At 71.2% G+C, this 25,462-nt stretch carries 22 protein-coding genes; 9 read left to right on the top strand and 13 right to left on the bottom strand.

Annotated elements, in window-relative coordinates; translation table 11 throughout:
* Window positions 1-18: 18 nt before the first annotated feature.
* Complete coding sequence (locus tag VAB18032_RS08465) at window positions 19-939, bottom strand: hypothetical protein (protein ID WP_013732385.1); 921 nt, start codon at window positions 937-939, stop codon at window positions 19-21.
* A 176-nt stretch (window positions 940-1,115) separates the two neighbouring features.
* On the opposite strand from VAB18032_RS08465, the gene VAB18032_RS08460 reads away from it, so the two are divergent.
* Together VAB18032_RS08460 and VAB18032_RS08455 are read left to right on the top strand one after the other, a co-directional pair.
* Window positions 1,116-1,784: a class I SAM-dependent methyltransferase gene (locus VAB18032_RS08460; protein WP_013732384.1), complete on the top strand. Its 669-nt coding sequence runs from the start codon at window positions 1,116-1,118 to the stop codon at window positions 1,782-1,784.
* 1 nt (window position 1,785) lies between these two features.
* Window positions 1,786-2,970 (top strand): cytochrome P450, encoded by a 1,185-nt coding sequence (locus VAB18032_RS08455; RefSeq protein WP_013732383.1) that lies wholly within the window; start codon window positions 1,786-1,788, stop codon window positions 2,968-2,970.
* 11 nt (window positions 2,971-2,981) lie between these two features.
* On the opposite strand, the gene bioD is transcribed toward VAB18032_RS08455, so the two are convergent.
* Window positions 2,982-3,719, bottom strand: a complete 738-nt coding sequence (gene bioD, locus VAB18032_RS08450; RefSeq protein ID WP_013732382.1) for a dethiobiotin synthase — start codon at window positions 3,717-3,719, stop codon at window positions 2,982-2,984.
* Window positions 3,707-4,843, bottom strand: coding sequence for an 8-amino-7-oxononanoate synthase (locus tag VAB18032_RS08445; protein WP_043723483.1), 1,137 nt, complete (start codon window positions 4,841-4,843; stop codon window positions 3,707-3,709). Before VAB18032_RS08445 ends, bioD begins: the two co-directional genes overlap by 13 nt.
* 161 nt (window positions 4,844-5,004) lie before the next feature.
* On the opposite strand from VAB18032_RS08445, the gene bioB reads away from it, so the two are divergent.
* The 3 genes from bioB to VAB18032_RS08430 are packed head-to-tail and all read left to right on the top strand — an operon-like array spanning window position 5,005 to window position 6,712.
* Window positions 5,005-6,000 (top strand): biotin synthase BioB, encoded by a 996-nt coding sequence (gene bioB / locus VAB18032_RS08440; protein WP_013732380.1) that lies wholly within the window; start codon window positions 5,005-5,007, stop codon window positions 5,998-6,000.
* Window positions 6,001-6,005: 5 nt separating this feature from the next.
* Window positions 6,006-6,200, top strand: coding sequence for a biotin synthase auxiliary protein BsaP (bsaP, locus tag VAB18032_RS08435; protein ID WP_043723479.1), 195 nt, complete (start codon window positions 6,006-6,008; stop codon window positions 6,198-6,200).
* Window positions 6,201-6,202: 2 nt separating this feature from the next.
* A complete protein-coding gene (locus VAB18032_RS08430; protein ID WP_013732378.1) occupies window positions 6,203-6,712 on the top strand; it encodes a GNAT family N-acetyltransferase in 510 nt (169 codons plus the stop codon).
* 99 nt (window positions 6,713-6,811) lie between these two features.
* Here VAB18032_RS08430 and VAB18032_RS08425 read toward each other — a convergent pair whose 3' ends face one another.
* The 4 genes from VAB18032_RS08425 to VAB18032_RS08410 form a co-directional block, all read right to left on the bottom strand.
* The gene (locus VAB18032_RS08425) at window positions 6,812-7,621 is read right to left on the bottom strand and encodes an inositol monophosphatase family protein (RefSeq protein WP_013732377.1); all 810 of its coding nucleotides are present in this window, start codon (window positions 7,619-7,621) and stop codon (window positions 6,812-6,814) included.
* A 94-nt stretch (window positions 7,622-7,715) separates the two neighbouring features.
* Window positions 7,716-10,634: a glycoside hydrolase family 9 protein gene (locus tag VAB18032_RS08420; RefSeq protein WP_013732376.1), complete on the bottom strand. Its 2,919-nt coding sequence runs from the start codon at window positions 10,632-10,634 to the stop codon at window positions 7,716-7,718.
* 499 nt (window positions 10,635-11,133) lie between these two features.
* Entirely contained in the window at window positions 11,134-12,189 is a 1,056-nt protein-coding gene (locus tag VAB18032_RS08415) for a GNAT family N-acetyltransferase (RefSeq protein WP_013732375.1), read from the bottom strand.
* 111 nt (window positions 12,190-12,300) lie between these two features.
* On the bottom strand, window positions 12,301-13,002 hold the full coding sequence (locus VAB18032_RS08410; protein ID WP_043723475.1) for an ACT domain-containing protein: 702 nt from the start codon (window positions 13,000-13,002) through the stop codon (window positions 12,301-12,303).
* Window positions 13,003-13,151: 149 nt separating this feature from the next.
* Between VAB18032_RS08410 and VAB18032_RS08405 the strand changes: the two genes are divergently transcribed.
* Complete coding sequence (locus tag VAB18032_RS08405; RefSeq protein ID WP_013732373.1) at window positions 13,152-14,243, top strand: phosphotransferase family protein; 1,092 nt, start codon at window positions 13,152-13,154, stop codon at window positions 14,241-14,243.
* Window positions 14,243-15,457 carry an acyl-CoA dehydrogenase family protein gene (locus tag VAB18032_RS08400; protein ID WP_013732372.1) on the top strand — a complete coding sequence of 405 codons (1,215 nt, stop codon included), beginning with the start codon at window positions 14,243-14,245 and terminating at the stop codon, window positions 15,455-15,457. The genes VAB18032_RS08405 and VAB18032_RS08400 overlap by 1 nt, the downstream gene beginning before the upstream one ends.
* A 94-nt stretch (window positions 15,458-15,551) precedes the next feature.
* Here the strand turns inward: VAB18032_RS08400 and VAB18032_RS08395 are convergent, their stop codons facing one another.
* The 6 genes from VAB18032_RS08395 to VAB18032_RS08370 all read right to left on the bottom strand — a co-directional run bounded on the left by VAB18032_RS08395 (window position 15,552) and on the right by VAB18032_RS08370 (window position 22,168).
* Window positions 15,552-16,598 carry a LacI family DNA-binding transcriptional regulator gene (locus tag VAB18032_RS08395; protein WP_043720107.1) on the bottom strand — a complete coding sequence of 349 codons (1,047 nt, stop codon included), beginning with the start codon at window positions 16,596-16,598 and terminating at the stop codon, window positions 15,552-15,554.
* 82 nt (window positions 16,599-16,680) lie between these two features.
* A complete protein-coding gene (locus VAB18032_RS08390; protein WP_013732370.1) occupies window positions 16,681-18,114 on the bottom strand; it encodes a GH1 family beta-glucosidase in 1,434 nt (477 codons plus the stop codon).
* Window positions 18,111-18,893 carry a carbohydrate ABC transporter permease gene (locus tag VAB18032_RS08385; protein ID WP_050814713.1) on the bottom strand — a complete coding sequence of 261 codons (783 nt, stop codon included), beginning with the start codon at window positions 18,891-18,893 and terminating at the stop codon, window positions 18,111-18,113. The genes VAB18032_RS08390 and VAB18032_RS08385 overlap by 4 nt, the downstream gene beginning before the upstream one ends.
* Window positions 18,894-18,960: 67 nt before the next feature.
* Entirely contained in the window at window positions 18,961-19,929 is a 969-nt protein-coding gene (locus VAB18032_RS08380; protein WP_013732368.1) for a carbohydrate ABC transporter permease, read from the bottom strand.
* 112 nt (window positions 19,930-20,041) lie between these two features.
* Window positions 20,042-21,331 (bottom strand): ABC transporter substrate-binding protein, encoded by a 1,290-nt coding sequence (locus tag VAB18032_RS08375; protein WP_013732367.1) that lies wholly within the window; start codon window positions 21,329-21,331, stop codon window positions 20,042-20,044.
* A 273-nt stretch (window positions 21,332-21,604) separates the two neighbouring features.
* A complete protein-coding gene (locus VAB18032_RS08370) occupies window positions 21,605-22,168 on the bottom strand; it encodes a plasmid pRiA4b ORF-3 family protein (protein WP_043720104.1) in 564 nt (187 codons plus the stop codon).
* 151 nt (window positions 22,169-22,319) lie between these two features.
* Between VAB18032_RS08370 and VAB18032_RS08365 the strand changes: the two genes are divergently transcribed.
* Entirely contained in the window at window positions 22,320-23,066 is a 747-nt protein-coding gene (locus VAB18032_RS08365; RefSeq protein WP_013732365.1) for a pyrimidine reductase family protein, read from the top strand.
* A gap of 64 nt (window positions 23,067-23,130) precedes the next feature.
* Window positions 23,131-25,434: a hypothetical protein gene (locus tag VAB18032_RS08360; protein WP_013732364.1), complete on the top strand. Its 2,304-nt coding sequence runs from the start codon at window positions 23,131-23,133 to the stop codon at window positions 25,432-25,434.
* Window positions 25,435-25,462 lie beyond the last annotated feature (28 nt).

The raw sequence follows: 25,462 nt of genomic DNA, 5'->3' as shown, positions 1-25,462 counted from the left end.
ACACCACCGGACACCCGCTCAGCGGGGCACCGTCCGCCATCGCCGTCGGTCCGGCGGCTGTTCCCACTCCCCGGGCGGCCGTTCCCACTCCCCGACCCGTCCCGGGCCGACCGTGACGGTCGCGGGCTCGGTCACCTCCGGATCGCGGGTCAACTGCCGTAGCCGCATGAGCAGACCGACGCCGAGGAAGAGCAAGAGTCCACCGAGCAGGAAGGCGGCCTCGGTCAGGCCGATCCCGGTGCCGGACTGCGAGACCTGGTTGCCGGCCGCGCCGGCCGCCGGCGGCTCGGCCGCAGCGCCCGCGTCCGCCTCGTCGGTGGCGTCGAACTCCTCGTCGACCGGATCCACCGTCGGCACCTCGGTCGGCTCGTCGGTCGGGTCCACCGTCGGCACCGAACTCGGTGTCGGCGCCGCCGTGGTGGGTGGCGCCACCGCAGCCCGGCCGATCACCTCGCGCGTCGCCGTCTGGCGCGACAACAGCCGCAGGTTGCGGTCGTACGCCTCGGCGGCCAGGCTCACCCGGCCCTGCGCCGCATCCGCGGCGAACCCGATCCGGTACTGAGCGGTCACCGTACGCCCCGGGCAGAGCGTGCCCGGGTCCAGTTGCCGGTCGGTCAACCGGGCCACGTCACCGTCGATGCGCACCTGCACCGGGAACGAGCCGGTCTCCTCGATCCGGTCCACCCGGACCTGATCGAGGCGCAGCCCCTGCACCGCGAGCACCAACGACCAGCGGACCTTCAGACAGCCGCCGGGATCGTCGCGGGACACCACGGCGGACACCGTCGCCGCCTGCCCGCCCGCCGTGAACCGCTCCGGCAGACCGCTGAGCTCGGTGGCGAACGCCGCGTGCGCGGGCGCGGCCATGGCGACGTCCACCCCGGTGAGACAGGCCAGCACCACCCCGATCCGTAGCGTGCTGCGCCACAGCCTCTTCACGATCCGCCCTCCCGTTGGTCGTCTCCATCGGCAACGCTAGGAGCGCCGGAGGCCACCCGGTAGACGGGTGTGTTCGCACGGATGGTGAAGCAAGATGCCCGTTTTCACGTACGGTATTGAACCGCTCACCGCCGACCCGCGACACGCCGGGAAACGCACCGGTGGACAATCACCGGATGTCCGCGCTCTCCACCGCCTTCGTCCGGCTGCACGCCCGGCTCGCACCCGTCGCCTTCGTACCCGAGGTGCGGCTGCATCAGGCCGACGAGCCGATCGGGTTGTGGGAGTTGACCGAGGGCGAGTTCCGCAGCGACCAGCCGCCACCGTTCTGGGCCTTCGCCTGGGCCGGCGGGCAGGGCCTGGCCCGGTACGTCACCGACCATCCACAGCTGTCCGCCGGCCGCCGGGTGCTCGACCTGGCGTCCGGCTCCGGGCTGGTGGCCATCGCCGCCGCCAGGGCCGGGGCCGCCGCCGTGCGCGCGGTGGAGGTCGACCCGCTGGCGGTCGCGGCGATCACCCTCAACGCCGAAGCCAACGGGGTACGCGTCGACGCCGAACTCGCCGACATCCTCGACGGCGAGGCCGGCGACGCCGAGGTGATCTTCGCCGGGGACGTCTTCTACAGCGCGGCGATGACCAACCGGGTGCTGCGCTTCCTGCTGCGCGCCGCGCGCGGCGGAGCACAGGTGCTCGTCGGTGACCCCGGCCGGGCCTTCCTGCCCCGGGACCGTTTCGATGAACTCGCCAGCTACGACGTGCCGGTCAGCGAGGCGCTGGAGAGCGTACGGGTGAAGCGCACCACCGTGTGGCAGCTCCGCGCGGGACGACCGGAGGCGACCGGCTAGCGTGGCGCGCGTGCTGTTCCGCAGCTGGGAGCAGGCCCCGGCGGCGCACGACGACGCCTGGGCCGGCAGCGGCGTGGCCCGCGTCGCCGATCACGTGGGCGTCGAGCATCTGCTGGTGACCCGGCACGCGCTGGTCCGGCAGGTGCTCACCGACCCGCACACGTACCGGCCCGACAACGCCCTGGACGCGGTGACCCCGATGCCGGTGTCCGCGCTGCGGATCCTCGCCGCACACCGGTTCCGGCTGCCGCCGACGCTTGCCAACAACGGCGACGCCAGCCATCCGGGCATCCGGGCCCTGGTCGCCGACGCCCTGCACCCGAAGCGGGTGGCCGAGCAGCAGGACTGGCTGACCGCGCTGGTGCGCCGACGGGTGGCCGGGCTGACCGCCGAGCTGGACGCGGGCCGACCGGTCGACCTGTACGCCGGACTCGCCGCCGACCTGCCGTTGCTGGTCCTGGCCCGGCTGGTCGAGCTGCCCGACGCCCCGGTCACGGCGGTGAAGAGCTTCGCCCGCGCGGCCCTGGAACTGTTCTGGGCCCCGCTGGACGCCGCCCGGCAGCAGCAGCTCGCCGCCGAGGTGGGTCGCTTCCACCTGGTGCTGCGGGAGTTCGCGGCCACCGGCGGCGGGCTCGCCGGGGCACTGCGGGCCGCCGGGCACCCACCCGACGTGGTGGTCGGCGCGCTGTTCTTCCTGCTGGTCGCCGGTCAGGAGACCACGTCCCAGTTCCTCACCCTGCTGATGCACCGACTCGTCGGTGAGCCGGGGGTGCTCGCCGGGCTGCGGGACGGCTCGGTCGCGGTCGCCGACGTGGTCGAGGAAGGGTTGCGGCTGGAACCACCGATCGTTACCTGGCGTCGGGTCGCCGCCGTGGACACCACGCTGGGCGGGACGGCGGTTTCGGCGGGTACCAGTGTGGTGTTGTGGCTGGCCGGGGCCGGACGGGACCCGGCGGTGGTGGAGTCACCCGACGAGTTCCGGCCCGGCCAGCGCGGGTCGCGCCGGCATCTGGCCTTCGGGGCGGGCGTACACCGCTGCGTCGGCGACCAGTTGGCCCGGATGGAAGCTGCGACGGTGGTGGCGGAGGCGGCCCCGCTGCTGGCCGAGGTCCGCGTGCTGCGCGCACCCTGGTACCCGGACAACCTCACCTTCCGGATGCCGGACACCTTCCTGGTGGCCCGCTGACCGGGGGCCGTTCAGTTGATCTCGTCGGCCCAGGCACGCCAGTCGTCGAGGACGCCGTACAACGCCGGGGTGAGCCAGCCCGGAGCGGACCGGCGGAACACTCCCGGGTCCATCGCGCCGGCACCGGCGGGCAGGGCGCCGAGCAGGTTCGGCAGCAGGTCGCTCAGGTTGGCCCAGTGCACCAGCTCCGGATCGGCCGGCCAGGCGCCGATCACCACCCCGGCCGGCACGGCCCGCCGGTCGAGCGCCTCCAAGGTGAGCGCGGTGTGGTTGAGGGTGCCGAGCCCGGCGCGGGCCACCACCACCGCGGGCGCGCCCAGCGACACGGCCAGGTCGGCCACCGTCCACGGCTCGCCGGAGGGTCGCACCCCCATCGGTACGAGCAGCCCACCGGCCCCCTCGACCAGCACGAGGTCGTGTTTGTCGGCCTCGTCGCGGATCGCGTCGACCGCGTTGTACAGCTCCAGGGGCGGCAGTTCGGCGACCCGGGCGGCGACCAGCGGGGCGAGCGGGTCGGGGAAGCTGGCCAGGGTACGGCCGGTCATCGGGGCGGCCAACCGGGTGACCGCCTCGACGTCACCGGGCTCGCCGGTGGCCGTACCGGTCTGACCTGGTTTGACCACCGCGACTCGCAGCCCGGCCGCCTGCGCGGCGGCGGTGATGGCCGCCGTCACCACGGTCTTGCCGACCTCGGTGTCGGTCCCGGTGACCAGCACCGGTCCCCGCCACTGATCCGTCATGGCGCACATTCCACGATGACCTCCAGGGCATGCTCGAAGTCCGCCCGCGGCACCCCGGCACCGATCGTCAACCGCAGCCGGGACCGGCTGTCCGGGGTGGAGGGCGGACGGAAACAGCCGACCGCGACGCCCCGGTCCCGGCAGGCGGCGGCCCACTCGGTGGCCGCCTGCGGGCTGGGGGCGGTGACCGAGACGACGGCGGCGTCGGGGGTGGAGACGTCCAGGCCGGCGGCGCGCAGCCGACGCACCGCCGTCGCGGCCCGCTCGGTCAGGACGGCACGCCTGTCGTCGCCGGTGCGGGCCACCTCGACGGCGGCGTGCACTCCGGCGGCGACGGCCGGCGGCAGGGCGGTGTCGTAGATGAAGGTGCGGGCGGTCTCCACCAGGTGCCGGACGAACTCGGCCGGGCCGGCCACCACGCCGCCCGCGCCGCCGAGCGCCTTGGACAGGGTGGCGGTGACCACCACGTCCGGCTCGCCGGCCAGCCCGGCGGCGGCCACCGCACCGGCACCGGCCGGCCCGGTCACGCCGAGCCCGTGCGCGTCGTCGACCAGCAGCAACGCCCCGTGTTCGCGGGCGACCCGGTGCAGGTCCACCAGCGGAGCCAGGTCACCGTCGACGGAGAAGACCGACTCGGTGACCACCACCGCCGGCCGTCCGGGTGCCGCGGCCAGCGCCGCCGCGACGGCCGCCACGTCGGCGTGCGGGGTGACCACGGTCTGAGCACCGGAGATGCGGCACCCGTCGATCAGGCTGGCGTGGTTGTGCGCGTCGGAGACCAGCAGCGTACGGGGACGCACCAGTGCCCGGACGGCGCCGACGTTGGCCAGGTATCCGGAGGAGAAGACAAGTGCCCGCTCGGTGCCGAGCCAACCGGCGAGGGTGTCCTCCAACGCGTGGTGCGCCTCGGTGGAGCCACGGACCAGGCGGGAGCCGGTCGCCCCCAGCCCGTACCGGGACAGCGCCTGCGCCGCGGCGGCAATCACCTGAGGGTGCGTAGACAGGCCCAGGTAGTCGTTGCCGGCGAGGTCGACCACGGCGTCGGCGGCGGCGCGCGGATGCAGCCGGCGGGTCAGTCCGGCCTTCGCCCGCAAGTCGGCGCGGCGGGTCAGCGCCGCCAGCCAGTCCGCCACCGCCACGTCCCTCCCCCGGGTTCCCGCCGGGCGAAATTACCACCCGTACGGTCGGCCCCGGCGTGGCGCAGTACGGCTCGCCGGGCAGGCGCCGGCCGTCCGTTCGTGCTGGCTCGCCGCGCCCGTTTCCGCCCGTCTGGCGGCCTTGTAGGGTACGTGCCATGCCAGAGATCCTCGACCAGGCCCGTAACCAGGTGCTGGAGGGTGGCGTCGGCCTCGACCAGGCCGGCGTCCTCGCGGTGCTCAACCTGCCCGACGAGCACCTGACCGCCACGCTTCAACTCGCCCACGAGGTGCGGATGCGCTGGTGCGGCCCGGAGGTGGAGGTCGAGGGCATCGTCTCGCTGAAGACCGGCGGCTGCCCGGAGGACTGCCACTTCTGCTCCCAGTCCGGCCTGTTCACCTCACCGGTGCGCTCCGTGTGGCTGGACATCCCGTCGCTGGTCAAGGCGGCCAAGCAGACCGCGGCGACCGGGGCGACCGAGTTCTGCATCGTGGCCGCCGTACGCGGCCCGGACGCCCGGCTGATGAAGCAGATGCGCGAGGGCGTGGCAGCGATCAAGGCCGAGGTCGACATCCAGGTCGCCGCCTCGCTGGGCATGCTCACCCAGGAGCAGGTCGACGAACTGGTCGACATGGGTGTGCACCGCTACAACCACAACCTGGAGACCTGCCGCTCCTACTTCCCGAACGTGGTCACCACGCACTCCTGGGAGGAGCGCTGGGAGACCCTGCGGATGGTCCGCGAATCCGGCATGGAGGTCTGCTGCGGCGGCATCCTCGGCCTCGGCGAGACGGTGGAGCAGCGGGCCGAGTTCGCCGCCCAGCTGGCCGAGCTGGACCCGCACGAGGTGCCGTTGAACTTCCTCAACCCCCGCCCCGGCACGCCGCTCGGCGACCGGCCGGTGGTCGAGGGCAAGGACGCGCTGCGGGCCATCGCCGCGTTCCGGCTCGCCATGCCGCGCACCATCCTGCGGTACGCGGGTGGCCGGGAGATCACCCTGGGAGACCTGGGCACCCGCGACGGGCTGCTCGGTGGCATCAACGCGGTGATCGTCGGCAACTACCTAACCACCCTGGGGCGATCCGCCACCGACGACCTGAAGCTGCTCGACGACCTGAAGATGCCGGTCAAGGCGTTGTCGGCGACGCTGTGACCCCGATGGACGAGGCGGTCGGGATGTGGTGTGACAGGTGCGGCGAGGCCGCGACGACCGGCACCCACCCGGGTTGTGCGGCGGCCCGCACGCTGGAGCCGCCGCGCTACTGTGCGCACTGCCGGCGCCGGATGAAGGTGCAGGTGCTGCCGGTCGGCTGGTCGGCGGTCTGTGTCGAACACGGCGAGTTGCGAGGCTGAGCATGCTGCTGCGGGGACGATCGGTGGTGCTGCGACCGGTGACCGCAGCGGACGTACCGGCTCTCGCGGCGATCCGCGCCGAGCCGGAGGTGCGCCGCTGGTGGCGCGGTGACGACGACCTGGCCGCCGCCGTCGCCGCCGATCTCGCCGACCACGACCTGACCGTGTACGCCATCGAGCACGGCGGCCGGGTGGTCGGCGCGATCCAGTGGTACGCCGAGGACGACCGCGACTACCGGCACGCCAGCCTGGACATCTTCCTCGACCCGGCGGTACGCGGTGCCGGGCTCGGCGGCGACGCCATCCGCACCCTGGTCCGGCACCTGATCGACGAGCACGGCCATCACCGGTTCACCATCGATCCGGCCGCGGCGAACACCCCCGCGATCCGGGCGTACGCCAAGGTCGGTTTCCGCCCGGTCGGGGTGCTGCGCCGCTACGAGCGCGGTGCCGACGGCCGCTGGCACGACGGCCTGCTGATGGACCTGCTCGCCGACGAACTGGCCGACTGACGTCGCCTGAACGGGCACGCGCCCCACTGTCGCGGGGCCTCAAGGTCACACTCGATGTCGGATCGAGTGGTTACCGTGCCGCTCGGAGGCCACTCGATCTCAGATCGAGCGTGATCTTGCGCATTGGTCTCGGACGAGAGTGAGCAGGGCGGCGTGGGTCGGCTCGTCGGCGGCTACGACAAGACCGCCGAGGCCGGTGTGGAGCGGCCTACCGTCGATGCCGGTGACCACGCAGCCGGCCGCCTGGCACACCGCGATGCCGGCCGCGAAATGCACGTTGTCGCGCAGTTGGCCGTCGGTGACGTAGGCGGCTCGGCGGCCGGCGGCGACCCAGGCAACGGCCAGGGTGGTGGAGACCACCCGCGGGCGGAAGGTGTCGATGAAGCTCTGGTCGGCGAGCAACCGGGCAGCCGAGAAGACGTCGATGTTGGGAAAGGGCGGGTCGAGATTGACGTCGACCAGCCTCGACTCCGATGACGGGTCGAGTCGCTGGTCCACACCACGGTGACGCAGGTACGCACCGGCACCGTCGGTCCAGAACACCTCATGGCTGAACGGATCGGCAGAGGCGGCCACGGTGACCTGCTCCCCGACCCGCAGAGCCACGTTCACCGCGGCCAGCATGTTCCTGACCGCGAAGTTCAGGGTTCCGCACAACGGATCGACAAACCACACGCGACCGCTGACGCCGGTACCTGTGCGTCCGCTCTCCTCGCCCACGAAAAGATCATTCGGGCGCGCACTGTGCAGGACATCGAGGATCGCCGCCTCCGCCTCGACGTCGGCGGTGGTGGCGAAGTCACCCGCGGACTTCGGGAAGTGCGTCAGCGCTGACCCGTAGTGCGAGCGGACGACCGCCGCCCCGGCTTCCGCGGCGGCAACGACCAGCTCCTCATCGCTGATCGGCATGCAGGCACCATACGCCCGGGGTCCAGCCGGCAGATGTGGACGAGGGCGGGACGGCTCACCGGTCGGTGAGCCGCCCCGCCCCACAATGCGTCCGTCAGCCGATGGTGCAGGTGTTGCCGTTGAGGGTGAAGCTGGTCGGCCTCGGGTTGCTGCCGGTGTGGGTGCCGTTGAAGCCGATGCTTGTCGAGGCGCCCGGCGCGATGGTGCCGTTGTAGGACAGGTTGGTGGCGGTCACCGAGGTGCCGGTCTGCTGGAAGGTGGCCGACCAGCTCTGGCCGACCCGCTGGCCGCTGTGCGGGAAGGTGAACGCCAGCGTCCAGCCGTTGATCGCCGTGGTGCCGGTGTTGGCGATGGTGATGTTCGCGGTGAATCCGGTGCCCCAGTCGTTGGTGCCGTAGGTGATCCGGCAGGGCGACGTGGGCAGCGGCGCCGAGGTGGTCACCGTCACCAGCTCCGACGGCGGCGAGGCGTTGCCGGCCGCGTCGATCCCGACCACGTAGAAGTAGTACGTGGTCTGCGGGTTCAGCCCGGTCACCTGGTACGTGGTCCCGGTGACCGTGGCAACCAGTTCCGCGCCGAGGTGCGTACGGTAGATCCGGTAACCGGTGACGCCCACGTTGTCGGTCGACGGGGTCCAGGTCAGGGCCGCTCCGTTGGCGGTGATCCCGGATACCGTCAAGCTGCCCGGCGCGGTCGGCGGGGTGGTGTCGCCCTCGTCGACGGCGGGGGTCGTCACGGTCAGGCTCGGCGAGGTGGCGGACCGGTTACCGGCCCGGTCCCGGGCCTGCACGCTGAACACGTAGGTTCGGGCGGGGGTCAGGCTGTCGATCGTCACCGAGTTCGTGGCGCTGGTGCGCAGCAGGATCGCGTCGCTGCCGACCTGCCGGATGCTGACGCTGTAGTCCTCGATTCCGCTCTCGGTGTCGGTGGACGCCGGCCAGGTCAGGCTCACCGAGCGGGAGGTGACCGCGGTGGCGACCGGGGTGCCGGGGGTGGTGGGCGGGGTGGTGTCCGCAGCGGTCGTCGGTTCCTGTCCCCAGACCCGGGCGCCACCGGCGTAGAGCGGCACGTTGCGGTTGGGCCCCGCGGTGGCCTGGAACGACGGGTCGTTGGCGGTGTTCCAGGTGCCGCCCTCGGGCACCCCGACCTTGAACTGGACCTCCATCCGGTGCTGCGACTGGCCGGCCGGGGCGATGGTGTGCCCGGTGCAGTCGACCTCGACGTACCAGAGGTCACCAGCGGCCTGCCGGGCGGTCGACGGTGCCGGGCAGCCCTGGGTGTATCCGGGGGTGACGGTGACCGGGCCGGTGCCGTCGGGACGGAAGTAGTAGCGGAACTTCGCATCCGTCAGGGCCCGTGCCGGGAAGGCCGACTTGTTGTAGATCATCACCTTGAGGCCGGTGGCCCGGGTCTCGTTCTGCATGACCGTGGTCTCCACGGTCAACTCGTCGATGTCCGGCTGCTCGGCGACCGGGAAGTTGGCCAGCGGGGTGCCGCCGTACTCCTGGGTCAGCCGGGCCAGGGCGGAGGTGAAACCGGCGTTGTAGTCGGTGGCGACCTCGTTCATCACGTAGTCCGACCGGTTGTCGGTGTACGCGTCGTTCGGCGAGGACGGGCCGCCGACCAGGGCGCCGTAGAGGGTGTGCCGGGTCTCGGTGGGTACGGTCATGCTGTCCCACCAGGAGCCGTGCGCGGTGCGGTGGTGCGGGTTCTTCGGGGAGTTGGCGCCGAAGCCGATCATGTAGCTGGAGTTGCGCGGGTTGTCGCCGAGCGCGTAGTTGATCTGCCGGACGGCGAAGTCCTTATAGCGGGCCTTGCGGGTGGCGTCGGTGGTCTTGTCGCTGTAGACCAGTGCGGCGAACGCGGTGTTGGCCGCGTAGCGCAGGGCCCCCCAGGAGTCGAGCACCGCCATCCCGCCGGGCGAGTAACGGATCCGCTCCCCGTTGACGCCGACGGTCCAGAAGTCCAGCCAGCGGTTGGCGTCGTCGATGTACTTCTGCTTGCCGGTCAGGTTGGCCAGCAGCACGTACGCCCCGAACTGCTTGTTGTCCCAGGCCACGGTCCACTTGTAGGAGCGGGTGGTGGTCTGCGGCTCGGTGCCGAGCTTGTCGTACTCGCTCTCGGCCTTGGCCAGGTAGGCGGCGTCGCCGGTGGCCCGGTACAGCCAGATCGCGCCCCACACCAGCTCGTCGGTGTAGCCGCTCCAGGAACGGTAGAAGCTTGTCGCGTCGGTGATGCACTCGTGGTAGTTCTTCCGCACCGTGTCGGCGAAGGTGTAGAGCTGCCGGGCGTGGGTGAGCAGCTTGTCGGCGTACGCGGCGTCGGTGGGTCGGAACACCATCGACGACGCGGCCATCGCCGCCGCCGTCTCCCCGGCCAGGTCCGCGCCGCCACAACTGGCATCGATCTTGTACGCGGGCCGCGCCATCGGCATCACCTCGGCCGGGCCCCACCACTTGTGGTCGTCGTCGCCCTTGCCCACCTGCCCGTAGAGCACGTTCGGCGACGGGTGCGCCTTGACGAAGTAGTCGTTGACGAACCGCAGGTTGTTCAGCAGGTGGGTGAGCTGACCGGAGGCGGCGTAGCCGGAGCGGTACTCGACCGCACCCCAGGCGAGCATGGTGGTGGTGAACGCCATCGGGAAGCCGAACTTGACGTGGTCACCGGCGTCGTACCAGCCACCGGTCAGGTCGATCCCGACGTCGGAGCCGTCGCGCAGGCCGGAGTCGCCGCGCCAGGAGACCCGGTTCCAGTCCGGCAGTTTGCCGGACTGCTGCGCCTCGTAGAACAGCAGGGACTTCTGGAGCGCCTCGGCGTAGTTGAAGGCGGGCGCGGCGGCGCTGGTCGAGGCGTCGCCGGAGGTCGGCGCGGCGACACCGGCCGCCGGTACGCCGAGCACGAGCGCGAGCCCGGTGGCGAGGGCGGTGCCGGCGGTGCGGAGCCGGCGGGACCAGGGCTGGTGGTGACCGGGCTCGTCGCCGCGGGCGCGACGCGGCCGTCTGGTGTGGTGCATGCGGCTGCTCCTGTCGGTGCGGGGCAGGCAGCGCCGACGCGTGCCGCGTCGGGATGGACGGCTGCCGGCAAAAGTGGCGGAGGATGGGATCCAGCAGGACCGGGAGCGCTCCCATGGATAGGTAGCAATGTAATCTGGCACCGACCACTTTGGGAAGGCCGACGCGGAGCCGCGAGCAGCGCCGAAAGAGCCTGGTGTGTTACGTCGACACGCCGTCTTCAGCCCTCGAATCGTCTCCGTCGTACCGACAGGAGATCCTCCCGTCCGCCCAGGTCAGACCGTTCACCTGAGATCAACACAGGTGGTGGGCAGGCACACTTGTGTCATCCCCCGACCAGGTCGGGAAAGCTCGCTGCGAACCAACCACCAGAAAACGGCCGCCGGTGTCCCTCCGGCGGCCGTTTTCTCGTGCCACAGGCGAAGGGCAGGGCCTCCGCACCGGAAGTCCTGCCCTTCTCACCGTCCTCCGCATCGGAGGTCGGTCGTCTGATTCCCCCGGTCAGCCCGCGCTCTCCACCGGCACCTCGGCGACCAGGGGCATCGTCACGGTCAGCAGGCCACCGTCCTGCTCGATCGTGGTCGGTCGGTGCAGCCGGCGCAGCGTCCGCAGCATCGGCGTGTTGTCGGCCTGGGTGTGCAGCACCGTGGCCGCGTACCCACTCGACTCGGCCTGCCGGACCAGCCGCCGCAACAGCATCGAACCCAGCCCGCGCCGCTGCCAGTCGTCACGTACCAGCAGCGCCAACTCGGCCTCGTCGCCCTCGGCGAGCAGGTTCGCCATCGCCACCACCGACTCCGTCGACGGATCGGCGTCGTTGGTGACCGCGACGAGGGTCAGTCCACGGGTCGGCTCCAGCAGCCGCCGCAGCCGCGCCGGTGTCGGCAACGCCGCCCCACCCAGGTAGCGCCGTTGGCGGGTACGGGCCGAGCAGGCCTCGTGCAGCTCGGCCACCGCGGTCAGGTCCTCGGCGACCGCCGGTCGTACGGTCAACTCCGCCCCGTCGGGCAGGACGACGGTGATCTGGTCAGCGCCCCGACCCGCCGCGGTCGCGCCCAACTCCAGCAACGCCTGCGCTCGTGCGTACTCCGCCGGGGTGAAGCTCGGCGCGACCCGGCGCAGGTGGTACGCGCCCCCGTTGGGGTCGGCCAGCAGCATCGTCAGGCCGTCGATCCCGCACCGGGCCGCCTCGGACGCCGGGCGCCAGGTCACCTCGTCGGCACCGAGCAGGGCCCGCAACACCTCCCCGGTCGCGTCCGGGTCACGCACCAACCGGGTCGCCAGAGCGAGCACCCGGGTCGGCTGGTCGACCAGGCCACGCGCCTCGCTGCGCGCCACCCAACAGTCCCGCCCCCGACCCCGCTCGACAGCGGCGACGAGGTCCGCCTCGTCGAGGGTGTCCGGCGCGTCGACCAGGAAATCGTCGACGGCACCGTGCTCGGTGGTGTGCACCTGCACGGTGAGGATGTTGACGCCGCGCAACGCGAGGCTCGCCGTGAGCACCGACAGATAGCCCGGTCGGTCGTCGACGGTGGCCCGGATTCGCCAGAGGGTCATTGGTGCCTCCCTTCGCGTACCACCCTCGCGCCCGCCTGTTGCCGGACGATTGCCCCGCCGTGTCGAGCCGCGTCCGGCCCTGCGGCGTACGTCACAGCTGGCCAGGGGCGGTCACGGCGTGGCGCTGATCGGCGGGACGTCGACCAGGTCCAGCCGGTCGCCGAGGATCACCGCGCTGGCCCGGACCAGCTGCGCCAGCCGGTCCACCTCGGTGGAGTGGAACGTGGCCGGGGTCAGCGACTCGCTGTGTTCGCGGCAGACGACCATGACCAGCCCGGCCCGACCGAAGGGCGCGACCGCGAAGTGCCCGCCGTCGCGCATGGTCATCGACCGGGCCCGCAGCGGGGTCACCTCCGGCAGGCGGGGCGGCTCGGGCGTACGCCAACTGGCGTGCGCGACCGTGGCCCCACCGCCGCCGGTCCGACTGGCCCAGTCGACGGGCACCACCGCGGCGACCGCCCAATCGGCGGCGAGCAGTCCGGGCACCGCGTCGACAAGGGTGGCCAGCCCGTCGGCCGGGTTGGCGGCGACCTGTGCCAACAGTTCGGCGTCCTGGCCGGTGGTGGTGGGCGCGCCGATCGCCCGCCACACCCCGTCCACCCGGACGCCGGGGATCGCGGCCAGGCCGGCGAGCAGCCGTTCGACCCGAGCGGCGCCGGGCCACACCACGGTGAAGTCGTCGACCGCGCGCCCGCCGAGCCGTTCCAGCACGACCACCTGGACGATGTCCGCGCCCGACACCCCGAGGGTGCGGGCCACCTGGCCGAGTGTGCCCGGGCGGTCCGGCAGGGTGACCCGTACGCGCAACAACATCTCGAACCCCTCCGCTCGGCGGGCCAGCACGAGGGCCGGCAGGCTGATCATCAGGCTGCCAGGTGACCATTTCGTCCCTGTTGCGGCGGCATGACCCGAGGGTCAAACCTGACCTTGACAAGCGGTCCGAGCTGCCCTGGACTGTCCGGATGACCGATCCGGCCACCCGCCACCCGACGCCGGAGCGGCACCGGGGCACCGGCGGCGACTCCCCCGCCGGTCTGGACCTGGGTCGACTCAGCCACTACCTGGCCGAACACCGACCCGACCTGGCCACCGCCCCGCTGCGGGCCGAGCTGATCACCGGCGGCCGGTCCAACCTGACCTACCTGCTCCGGGCCGGCGGCCAGGAGCTGGTGCTGCGCCGTCCGCCGCTCGGGCACGTGCTGGCCACCGCGCACGACATGGCCCGGGAGTTCCGGGTGATCTCGGCGCTCGCCCCGACCGACGTGCCGGTGCCGGACGCGGTGTTGCTCTGCTCGGACCCGGACGTGCTCGGCGCGCCCTTCTACCTGATGCGACGGGTGCCCGGCGAAGTGTTCCGCAGCCGACAGCAGACCGACGGGCTCACCGCCGAGCAGCGACACGGGCTGGCCATGGCGATGATGGACACCCTCGCGGCACTGCACACGGTCGAACCGGAGGCGGTCGGCCTGGCCGACTTCGGCCGCCCCGACGGCTACCTCGCCCGGCAGGTACGCCGCTGGGCCGGGCAGCTGGACCGCTCCCGCAGCCGGCCGATGCCCGGCATCGACGAGCTGCGCGACCTGCTCGCCGCCACCGCACCCGAGGGCCGCAACGCCGGCCGCATCGTGCACGGCGACTACCGCCTGGACAACCTGCTCGCGACTGTCGATCCGGTGACCGTGGCGGGCGTGCTGGACTGGGAGATGGCCACCCTCGGCGACCCACTGGCCGACCTCGGGCTGCTGTTGACGTACTGGGAGGTGCTCGGCGGCAGAGACATCGCCGACGGCAACCCGGTCGCCGACGGCCTCGGCCCACGGGCCGGCTTCCCCACCGGCACCGAACTGATCGACCGGTACGTCGACCGCAGCGCCGTCGACGTCGGCCCGCTGCACTGGCACATCGCCCTCGGTTGCTTCAAGCTCGCGGTGATCTGCGAGGGCATCCACTACCGGTACACCCTCGGGCAGACCCTCGGCGAGGGCTTCGACACCATCGGGGACATGGTGGCGCCGCTTGTCGCGCACGGACTGAACGCGGTGAGGGAGAGCTGATGGACTTCGGGTACGACGCCCGCACCGAGCAGTTGCGCGCGGAGCTGACGGACTTCCTCGACCAGCACGTCTACCCGGCCGAGACGGTGCACGCGACGCAGGTGGCCGCCACCGGTGACCCGTGGGCCCGTCCGCCGGTGCTTGCCGAGTTGAAGGCCGAGGCCCGTCGGCGCGGCCTGTGGAACCTCTTCCTGCCCGACCCGCGCTACGGTGCCGGGCTGACCAACCTCCAGTACGCCCCGCTGGCCGAGCTGACCGGCCGCAGCCCGCATCTCGCCCCGGAGGCGCTCAACTGCGCGGCACCGGACACCGGCAACATGGAACTGCTTGCCGAGTTCGGCTCCCCCGCCCAGCGGGAACGCTGGCTGGCCCCGCTGTTGGCCGGCGAGATCCGGTCCGCGTTCTGCATGACCGAGCCGGAGGTAGCCTCCTCCGACGCCACGAACATCGCCACCTCGATCCGCCGCGACGGCGACCACTACGTGATCGACGGACGCAAGTGGTGGTCGTCCGGGGCGATGGATCCGGCCTGCGAGCTGTTCATCGTGATGGGCAAGACCGATCCGGGCGCCGAGCGGCACCGGCAGCAGAGCATGGTCCTGGTCCCCCGGGACACCCCGGGCGTCACGGTCCGCCGGGGCATGACGGTGTACGGCTACAGCGACGGCCCGCACGGCGGGCACGCCGAGATCGACTTCACCGGCGTACGGGTGCCGGTGGAGAACCTGATCGGCACCGAGGGCACCGGTTTCGCCATCGCCCAGGCCCGCCTCGGACCGGGGCGGATCCATCACTGCATGCGGCTGGTCGGGATGGCCGAACGGGCCCTGGAACTGCTCTGCCGGCGGGTCACCGAGCGAATCGCGTTCGGCCGACCGCTTGCCGAACAGGGTGTGGTACGCGAGTGGATCGCCGAGTCCCGGGTCCGCATCGAACAGGCCCGGCTGCTGGTGCTCAAGACCGCCTGGCTGATGGACACGGTCGGCAACAAGGGCGCACACACCGAGATCCAGGCAATCAAGATCGCCACCCCGGCGATGGCCGAGTGGGTGATCGACAAGGCCGTCCAGGCACACGGCGCCGCCGGGGTCAGTCAGGACACCCCGCTGGCCGCGCTCTGGGCCCAGGCCCGCACGCTGCGGCTCGCCGACGGCCCCGACGAAGTGCACCGGGCCAGCCTCGCCAGACGCGAACTACGCCGCTGGACTGACTGAGCCCGCCTGCTGGGCGCCGTTTCGCCGAAACGGCGGGGTAGGCGCGGACGGGAACCGCCACGACGGCGTAACGCAGTCGATCATCGGCTCGGGGTCAGGTGGAGGCGCGCTCCACCAGCTGCGTCTGGAGCACGATGTGCGGGGCGGGAATCTCGTCACCGCGGATCCGGGCCACCAGCAGCCGGGCCATCTGCCGTCCCATCTCCTCCACCGGCTGGAAGACCGAGGTCAACGGAGGGACGGCCTGCCGGGCGATGGGCGCGTCGTCGAAGCCGATCACCGCCACGTCCTCGGGTATCCGGCGGCCGGACTCGCGCAACGTACGCATCGCGCCGAACGCCATCAGGTCGGCCGCGACGAAGACCGCATCCAGGTCGGGGCAGCGCTCCAACAGGTGCCGCATGGCGGTCGCGCCGCTCTCCTCGCTGAAGTCGCCGTACCCGATCAGGTCGGGGTTGATGCCGAACCCGGCACTGCGGACCGCGTCCCGGTAGCCGGAGAGGCGGGCCAGGCCGGCGCCCATGTCCTGCGGGCCGGCGATGGTGGCGATGCGCCGCCGACCGCGGCCGGCCAGGTATTCCACGGCCTGGCGTGCCCCGCCGACGTTGTCCACGTCGACGAAGGAGGCGGGTTGGGCCTCCGGGTGCAGCATCCGCGCGGGCCGACCACCGAGCACCGTCGGCAGGCCGCGCTCCTCCAGCAGCGTGGGTAACGGGTCGTCGTCGTGCAACGACAGCAGCAGTACGCCGTCGACGTGCTGGTTGGTCAGGTGGTGCTCGACCCGCTCCCGCTCCAGCGGGGACTGCGCCATGGCCAGCCAGAGCTGAAGCGGGGTCTCCAGCAGGGTCGAGCTGATCCCCCGCACGATGCCGGCAAAGAACGGTTCGGCGAAGATCCGCTCACCGGACTCGCTGACCACCAGCGCCACCGAGTCGGTCCGCTGGGTGACCAGCGCCCGGGCGGCCCGGTTCGGCACGTACCCCAGTTCGGCGATGGCCTGTTGCACGGCGGCACGGGCCTCCGGGCTCACCTGGGGAGAGCCGTTGACCACGCGGGAGACAGTCCCACGGCCAACACCCGCACGCGCCGCGACCGCGTCCAGGGTCGGGCGCCCGAGTGACCGGGTGCGCTGCGTTGTCATCGTCTGCTCCTCCGACGTCAGGCGGCACCGGCACCTGGTTGAGCGTCGGTGCCGGGCCGCCCGTTACTGGCTGGCCGTCGCCTTATTGTGCGGCCAGACCGTTGCGTCGGATCACCTCTGCGTACCACCTGGCGCTGGACTTGGGGATGCGAGTCTGGCTGTCGTAGTCGACGTAGATCATGCCGAACCGCTTGGTGTAGCCCCAGGCCCACTCAAAATTATCCAACAGTGACCATGCGAAGTATCCCTGCAGGGGGACACCGGCGCTGATCGCCTCGTGCGCGGCGCGCAGGTGCGCGTCGAAGTACGCCAGGCGTTCGACATCGTCGACCTGGCCGTCGATCACCGCGTCGACGAACGCGGAACCGTTCTCCGTCACGTAGAGCGGAAGATCGGTGTACTCCTCGTGCACCCGACGCAGCGTCTCCACCAGCCCGGGGGCGTCGATCTCCCAGTCCATGTCGGTGACCGGCACGCCCCGGGTGACGAACCGGACGTCCTCGCTGCCCGGCCAGTTGGTCGGTGCCCGCCAGTACCGCTCGGGCTGCTCACCGGGGACCGGCGCGGCGACCACGTGCCGGCTGTAGTAGTTCACCCCGACCAGGTCCATCGGCGTGGAGATGACGGCCAGGTCCCCGTCGCGGACGTGCCCGAAGTCGGTCACCTTCGCCAGGTCGGCGACCAGATCGTCGGGGTACTGGCCACGCAGCATCGGGTCGAGGAAGAACCGGTTGGCCAACCCGTCGATGCGTCGGGCGGCGTCGACGTCGCCGGGCGCGTCGCTGGCCGGGGTGACCGGGTAGAGGTTCACGGTGACGCCGAGTTGCGCCTGGGGCAGCGTCGCGCGCAGCGCCTGCACGGCGAGCCCGTGCCCGAGCATCAGGTGGTGCCCGGCCTGGACCGAAGCCGCCCCGTCGGTACGGCCCGGGGCGTGCACCCCGGAGCCGTAGCCGAGGAAGGCCGAGCACCAGGGCTCGTTCAGCGTGGTCCAGTACTTCACCCGGTCGCCGAGGGCGTTCGCCATCAGCTGCGCGTACTCGGCGAACCGGGCGGCGGTGTCGCGGGCCGGCCAGCCCCCGGCGTCCTCCAGCTCCTGGGGCAGGTCCCAGTGGTAGAGGGTCAGCCAGGGCTCGATCCCGTTGGCCAGCAGGTCGTCGACCAGCCGCTGGTAGAAGTCGAGCCCTTCGGCGTTGACGGGACCGGACCCGCCGGGCTGCACCCGGGGCCAGGAGACCGAGAACCGGTACGACTTGAGCCCCAGCTCGGCCATCAGTCGTACGTCGTCGCCGACCCGGTGGTAGTGGTCGCAGGCCACGTCACCGGTGTGCCCGGCGACCGTGCGTCCCTCGGTGTGGCTGAAGGTGTCCCAGATCGACGGGGTACGTCCACCCTCGGCCGCGGCCCCCTCGATCTGGTACGCGGCGGTGGCCGCTCCCCAGAGGAAGCCCGGCGGGAAGGTCAGCGGTGCACGCTCGTCGAGGACGCCGACTGCGGGTGGGGTGGCGGGGTTGCTCACGACTTGACTGCACCTTCCATGATCCCGCCGATGATCTGGCGGCCGAACACGATGAAGACCAGGACCAGTGGCAGGGTGCCGACCGCCGTGGCGGCGAAGACCTGGGAGTAGTCCGTGTAGTAGGCGTACGAGAGGAAGGAGAGCGACACCTGCAGGGTCGGGTTCTCCGGGCTGAGGATCGCGTACGGCCAGAGGAACGAGTTCCAGGTTTCCATGAAGGTCAGCAGGCCGAGCACGGCCGCGGCCGGCCGCAGCGCCGGCAGCACGATGTTCCAGTAGATCCGGAAGGTGCTCGCCCCGTCGACCCGGCCGGCCTCGATCAGCTCGTCCGAGATCGCCTGGCTGGCGTACTGCCGCATCATGAACACGCCGAAGGCGCTGACCAGGAACGGCACGGTGACCGCGAGCAGGCTGTCGTACCAGCCGAACGACTGCATCATGCCCCAGAGCGGGATCAGGCCCATCTGGGTCGGGATCATCATGGTGACGATGATCGACAGCAGCAGGATGTTACGGCCCCGGAAGCGCAGCTTCGCGAAGGCGAAACCGGCCAGGGAGCCGGTGAGCACCACCGACACGGTGACCACCGAGGAAACGATGACCGAGTTGACCAGACCGGTGACGAAGTTGGCCGCGTCGTTGTCGAGCACCCGGCCGAAGTTGTCCCCGAACGAGCCGGCCGGGGTGAACGGTGGCGGCACGTCGTTGATCGCATCCAGGCTGCGGGTGCCGATCACGATCATGTAGTAGAACGGGTAGATCGAGAGCAGGGCCGCCATGACGAGCGCCAGGTAGGTCAGCGGGCTGGTACGCCAGAGGCGAGAAGCCGATTTCACTGGTCTCTCCTTACTTCGCCGTACGGCGGACGAGTACGAAGTTGATCAGCGACACCAGCACGATGATCATGAAGATCGCCCAGGCGACCGCGGCTCCGTAGCCGGCGGTGTTCAGGTTGACGATGCCCATCTCGTACATGTACATGGCCAGGGTCTGGAACTGCCGCTGGTCACCACCGATGATGTTGCCGTTGGCGAAGAGCAGCGGCTCGGTGAACAGCTGCATGCCGCCGATCGTGGAGAGGATGACCACGAAGATGAAGGTCGGCTTGAGCATCGGCAGGGTGATCTGCCAGAACTGCCGCCACTGACCGGCCCCGTCGATCGCGGCCGCCTCGTAGAGATCCTTCGGGATGGCCTGCATGCCGGCGAGCAGGATCAGGGTGTTGTAGCCGGTCCACCGCCAGTTGACCATGGTGGCGAGCGCCGTCCAGGAGCTCCACTTCTCGCCGTTCCAGTCGATGGCCTCGACACCGGCGAAGCTGAGCAGCCAGTTGAACAGACCGAAGTCACGCTGGTACAGCATGCCGAAGACGATGGCGACCGCGGCCACCGAGACCACGTTCGGGATGAAGATGGCCATCCGGAAGAAGGTCTTGGCCCGCAGCAGGGTGCGGTTGAGCAGGTTGGCCAGGAAGAGCGCCAGCAGCAACTGCGGGATGGTCGACAGCGCGAAGATGCCGAACGTGTTGACCAGCGCGTTCCAGAAGTACTCGTCGGAGATCAACCGGGTGTAGTTGTCGAACCCGATGAACGAGTTCTCGCCGATCATGTCCCAGTCGTGCAGGGACATCCAGGCGGTCCGCAGCATCGGGTAGAACCCGAAGACCCCGAAGATCAGGAAGAACGGTGCGATGTAGAGGTACGGGGAGTACTTGAGATCCAGGCGGTTGAGCAGATGCCCACGCCGGCGCCGGGGCTCGGCGTTCGGAGGCGGTGGTGCTGACGACGGCGGTGCCGTCGTGGCCGACAGACTCATCAGGTTTCCTTTCCGGGCGACGCCCCGGGGCCCGCACGCGGTGCCACGCGCAAGGGGGGACCGACCGGTGGCGTCCGGGCAGGAATCCCGAACGCCACCGGATGGGAATCACTCAGAAGGCGCCCTGAGTCTCTGCGTCCTTGGTGAACTGCTCCCAGGCCTGATCCTTGCTGGCCCGCCCGTTCTCGAAGGCCCGCATGGCCGGCTCGAACGCGTTCTCCTTGACAGCCTGGTGCTTCGGGCCCAGGTGGACCGGCTCGATCTTGGCGACGCTCTCACCGAAGATCTTGCCCGTCGGCGCACCGCTGAAGTACTCGTTGGTGTAGTTGAGGAACTCCTCGTTCTTCAACGCCTCAAGGTTGGTCGGCAGCGGGCCGGTGGCCTTGAAGGCCGCGACCTGGCTGGTGGCGTTGGTCAGGAACTCGGCCAGCTTGGCCGCCTCCTTCTGGTGCTGGCTCTGCTCCGGCACGGCCAGCCAGGAGCCGCCCCAGTTACCGCCGCCACCCGGAACGGCAGCCACGTCCCACTTGCCCTTGTTGCCCTCGCCGGAGTTCTCCTCGACGATGCCGAGCATCCAGGACGGGCAGAAGGTCGCCGCGAAGGTGCCCTGCTTGAAGCCCGCGTTCCACGCCGGCGACCAGGTCTCGGCCTTGGCGGAGATGTCCACCATCGAGGTGGCGGTGTCCCAGGCAGCCTTCACCGCGGGGCTGTCCTTGGCGATGACGTTGTTTTCCTTGTCGTAGAACAGGTCGCTGCCCTGCTGGAACAGCACGCCGTTCGAGACCGCGGTGATCGAGTCGATGAAGCCCTTGCCAGTGGCCTGCTTGTACTTCTGGCCGGTCTGGTGGAAGCCGTTCCAGTCCGGCCACAGGGCCGAGACCTGGTCCCGCTCGGTGGGCAGGCCAGCCGCCTGGAACAGGTCCTTGCGGTAGCAGACGGCGAGGCTGCCGACGTCGGTGGGCAGACCGATCAGCCGCCCGTCCGGCGCCTTGCCCAGCTCCCACTTCCAGGGCAGGTACTCCTTGGAGTGGTCGTCGATCAGCGGAGCGAGGTCGGCCCAGTTGCGCGGGTTGGCCTTGAACTCGTTGAGGATGCCCTCTTCCAGGGCGGTCACGTCGGCCGCGCCCTTGCCGGTGGCCAGGTAACGGACCAGCTTGGGGCGGTACTCGCGCAGCTGCGCGGTCTTGCGCAGCTCGACCTTGATGCCGGTCTGCTGCTCGTACTGCTTGACGAGCTCGTCGTAGCCCATCTCGCCGAAGGTGTCGACGACCAGCTTGGCGGGCTTGCCGCCCTCTGCCGACGTGTTGTCGTCGTCGTTGCCGCAGGCCGCGAGGCCACCGACGGCGGTGACCGCCGCCAAGGTGGCCGCCGCCAGGCGGGCACGCCGCTTGGTGAGGTTCATCCTGACCCCTCTTTCAGTGGTGAGGCTGGTTTATGTGGTGGGGGGGTGCCGCAGCGTCTGCCGGCCGCCGGCTGGTCAGCCGGGCGTCGACGCCCCGGGCGCGCTGAGATGTGATCTACGCCCCTTGGGAACGCTCCCATGAGATTGCCGGGAGGTATCAGGAGTGTCAATAGGCCATTGGGAGCGTTCCCAGATCGTTACCACCGGACCGGTTTGATCCCGCTTCGCGCCAGCCTCGACGACTGTCCGGTCAAGGTGCCGGAACGTCCTTGATCAGCAGAAGCGCCGCAGCAGTGTGGTCACCCGGCCGGCGTCGAAGGCCTCCGGGTCGAAGCCGTCACCGACCCACGCCCGCATCGCCGCGTGCTCCGGGTGTCCCGGATCGGCGACCGCGGCGAGCAGCAGCAGGTAACCCTGCGCGCCGCCGACGTTCTCCGGCGGAGCGGCCCGCTCGCCGTCGACACACCTCGGGTAGCGCTCGTCGGCATCGGCGGTGACCACGTCCTCCACCAGCAGGTCGTGCTCCCACCAGTCACCGAAGTCGTACGTGTACTGCAACCGGCTGCCCTTGCCCGCCACCGCGTCCAGCCGCACGTCCAACTCGTCGTGCAGGGTCAACTCGTCGTCGAGCGCCAGGTCGCCGTCCGGGTCCGGCTCGCCGTACTGCACGCCGTCGATCTCGAACGAGTGCAGATGACAGTCGCGCCAACCCATCGCGTGCTGCACCACCCGGTGCAGGCGATCCAACGTGTAGCCACCGGGCACGAGCACCCGGCGCCAGATCGTGGGACGAACCCCGGACAGCGAAATCCTCAGCTGGAAGATATGACGCGGCATGCGTGTCCCATCCTTCCTCGGCATAGGCTGCGGACATGATCTGCCGAGCGTGCCGGGCGCGGCGGCACGACGACTGCCCGGGCCGGAACTGGTGCGACTGCCAGCACCGTACCCCTCGACCCACCCCTGTCGTCACCGGTCCGGCCAGCGAATGACCGCCGACGCGCCGATTTCCGCCCTCTGGCCGGATCCGTCACCCGCTCCGCTGGACGACGATGCGCTGACCGCGCTCTATCGCCGGGCCGACACGCCGCAGCTGCGGATGAACTTCGTGACAAGTGTCGACGGCGCGGTGAGCCTCGACGGCTACTCGGCCGGGTTGTCCGGCGAGCCCGACAAGCGGGTCTTCCGGCTGCTGCGCATGGTCTGCGACGCGCTGCTGGTGGCCGCCGGCACGCTGCGCCACGAGGGTTACCGGGCGCTGCGGCTCGACGAGCAGCGCCGCGCCTGGCGACGCCGGCACGGGCTGGCCGAGTACCCGACGCTCGTGGTGGTCTCCAACAGCCTCGACCTCGATCCGACCCAGGCCGCCTTCGCCGACGCGCCGGTACGCCCGATGGTGCTCACCCGCGACGGCGCGCCCGCGGCACCGGGCCTGGCCGCCGTGGCCGATCTGGTGCACTGCGGCACCGACGAGGTCGACCTGGCCGTCGGCCTGGCCGAACTGCGGCGGCGTGGCTTCGACCAGGTGCTCTGCGAAGGTGGCCCGCACCTGTTCGGCGCGCTCACCGCCGCCGACCTGGTCGACGAGGTCTGCCTGTCGGTGGCTCCGCTGCTCGCCGGCGCCGGCGCCGGCCGGATCACCGCCGGTACGCCGAGCCCGGCCCGGCAGCTGCCGCTGCGCCACGTGCTGCTCGCCGGCGACGGCACCCTGCTGCTGCGCCACGCCCGCCACTGACCACCTGCACGACTGTCGGCGGAAATGGCCGAACCGCCACCGGCGACGAGGTCAGCTCAATACCGTGAACCGGGATCGGCAGCTGCCGGAGGACGGGACGTTGACGCACGAGGTGGTCGAACTACGGGTGCACGGCGTCTCGGGGACCTCCGCCGAGACGCTGCTGGACCACCCTGTGGTGATCCGGGTCGCCGGTGACGACAACGCCGGCTTCTACCGCCCCCGGCCCGGGTTCGGCATCAGCGACCGGCCGAGCGGGCTGAAGGTCGAAGCGTACCGCTGGGGGGCGCTCACCGCCGGAGCCGCCGTGCGTACCCTCTCCCTGCTGTTCCTGTTGCCGTTCATGCTTGTCAACCTCGCCGTCTGGGCCCGGCCGGCGACCGGCGGGGCCGGCGGGTTGATCGGCCCGCTGTGCCGGCTGCTCGCCGCCACCCTGACCGCGGCGTTCGTGTTGTCCGTCGTGGGGGTGAGCATCGACCTGGTCGGCTGGCAGTGCGTCGGCTACCAGCCCTGCCGGGCGGGCCGCGGCTACCTGGCCTGGCTCGGCAGCCTCCCTCTCGGGCCACGCCTGGCGATCCTCGCGCTGGTGCCCATCGCCGCGCTGCGGCTGCTGTGGTGGCTCGGCGCACGTTCGTCCCGGGCCTTCGAGGCGTTTCCGGCCAGGCCCGGGCAGGCACGCGACGCGCTCGGCGAGGACCGCATCGACGAACCCGGCTTCTGGAACGACGCGATCGTGGTGCGTCGACTGCTGACCCTGCACGTCGCGGTCGGGCTCGGCATTCTCGACACGATCCTGCTCGGCGCGCAGATCCATCTCCGTCCCACGCCCGTGGTGTACGTGCTCTTCGGTACGGCCTGGTGCCTGCTCGCCGTCGCCGCCGTCCTGCTCTGCCGACCGGCCCGCGCCGTCGACGAGGGGCCGGGCCGGGGACCTGTCGACATGCGGGGCGTACGGCGGCTGCGCCAGGCCACCACGGTGGTCACCCTGCTGGCGCTCGCCTACACCGTGGTGCCGTTGGAACCGGAGCCACCGCACGGGCAACTCCCCGGATACGAGGGCGCGGTGGCCGCGTTGATCGCGGTCCAGGCCGGCCTGCTGATCGCGCTGACCGTCACCACCTGGCACCAGCGCCGGCGCAGCCGCGCGGGAACCCCGTTGTGGCTGGGTGGACTGGCCGGCCCGCTGCTCGCCACCGCGGCGGTCGCCGCCGCCTACGGATTCGCCGCCGCGCTGGTGTACCGGGTGGCCGACTTTCTGGACCGCAGCGACATCCCCAACCCGGCACGGCCGGATCGCCCCGGCGCACCACCGCTGGAGCCACCGGTCTCCTACCGTTGGGCGGCCCTGGCCGGGCTGGCGGCGATCATGGTCGTCGCGATCGCCGCACTCTGGCGGATCGTCGCGACAAGGCGACGGCGACGCCGGATGGCCGAGCAGATCGTCCGGCGCGACTTCCCCGATCCCCCGCCGGAGGCGCTGCCCCAGCGCGCCGCCGTCCGGGAGGTCGTCGCCCGGGCGGCGTTCACCGAACAACTCGGGCCCATCTTCATCGTCTTCCTGGTCCTGTCCCTGCTCGGCGTGGCGATCGTCGCCCTGGACCTGATCGGCGTCGGGCCGTCGGAGCTGTCGCGGTACCTGGCCAGAACCGACGGCCAGGCGACCACAAACCTGTCGCTCGTGACCGATGTCGGGATCTACGTGATCGGGCTGGTTGCGGCCGGGATCGTCGTGCTCGGGCTGGCCTCCTACCGCTCGGAGGGCACCCGCCGCTCGGTCGCGGTGATCTGGGACCTGGGCACGTTCTGGCCACGTACGGTGCATCCGTTCGCGCCACCCTGCTACGCCGAACGGGCCGTGCCGGAACTCGCCAAGCGGGTCAGCGCACTGGCCCGCAAAGGAGGCGTGATCCTCTCCGGGCACTCCCACGGTTCGGTGCTCGCCGCCGCCACCCTGCTCCAGTTGCCGCCGGAGGTGCTGCCCCGGGTGGCGTTGCTGACCCACGGCAGCCCGTTGCACCGGCTCTACTCCCGGCTCTGTCCGGCCTTCCTCGGTGACGACGTGCTGCACGAGATCGGCGACCGGATCGGCTGGCGATGGGTCAACCTGTGGCGCGACACCGACCCGATCGGCGGTCCCGTCTTCTCCGCGCACTGGCCCGGGCAGCCACCCCGGGTGCCGCCGCCGGCCGGCACCGTCGACCGCCGGTTGCGGGACCCGGTCGAGGTCACCGTGCCGCCGGACGACACCGTGCCGCCCCGCATCGACCAGCATTGGCCGTACCACACCGATCCGCAGTACGAGGCTGCCGTGCGGGAGTTGGCCGGGCGACTCGACCCGGACCTGCTCCACCTGAGCCGGGACCGGTAGCAAACCCGGCCGATCGACACGAGCAGTG

Origin of the sequence: Micromonospora maris AB-18-032 (assembly GCF_000204155.1) — a bacterium.
Lineage (GTDB): Bacteria > Actinomycetota > Actinomycetes > Mycobacteriales > Micromonosporaceae > Micromonospora > Micromonospora gifhornensis.
This window is presented reverse-complemented; position numbering and strand designations above follow the sequence as displayed.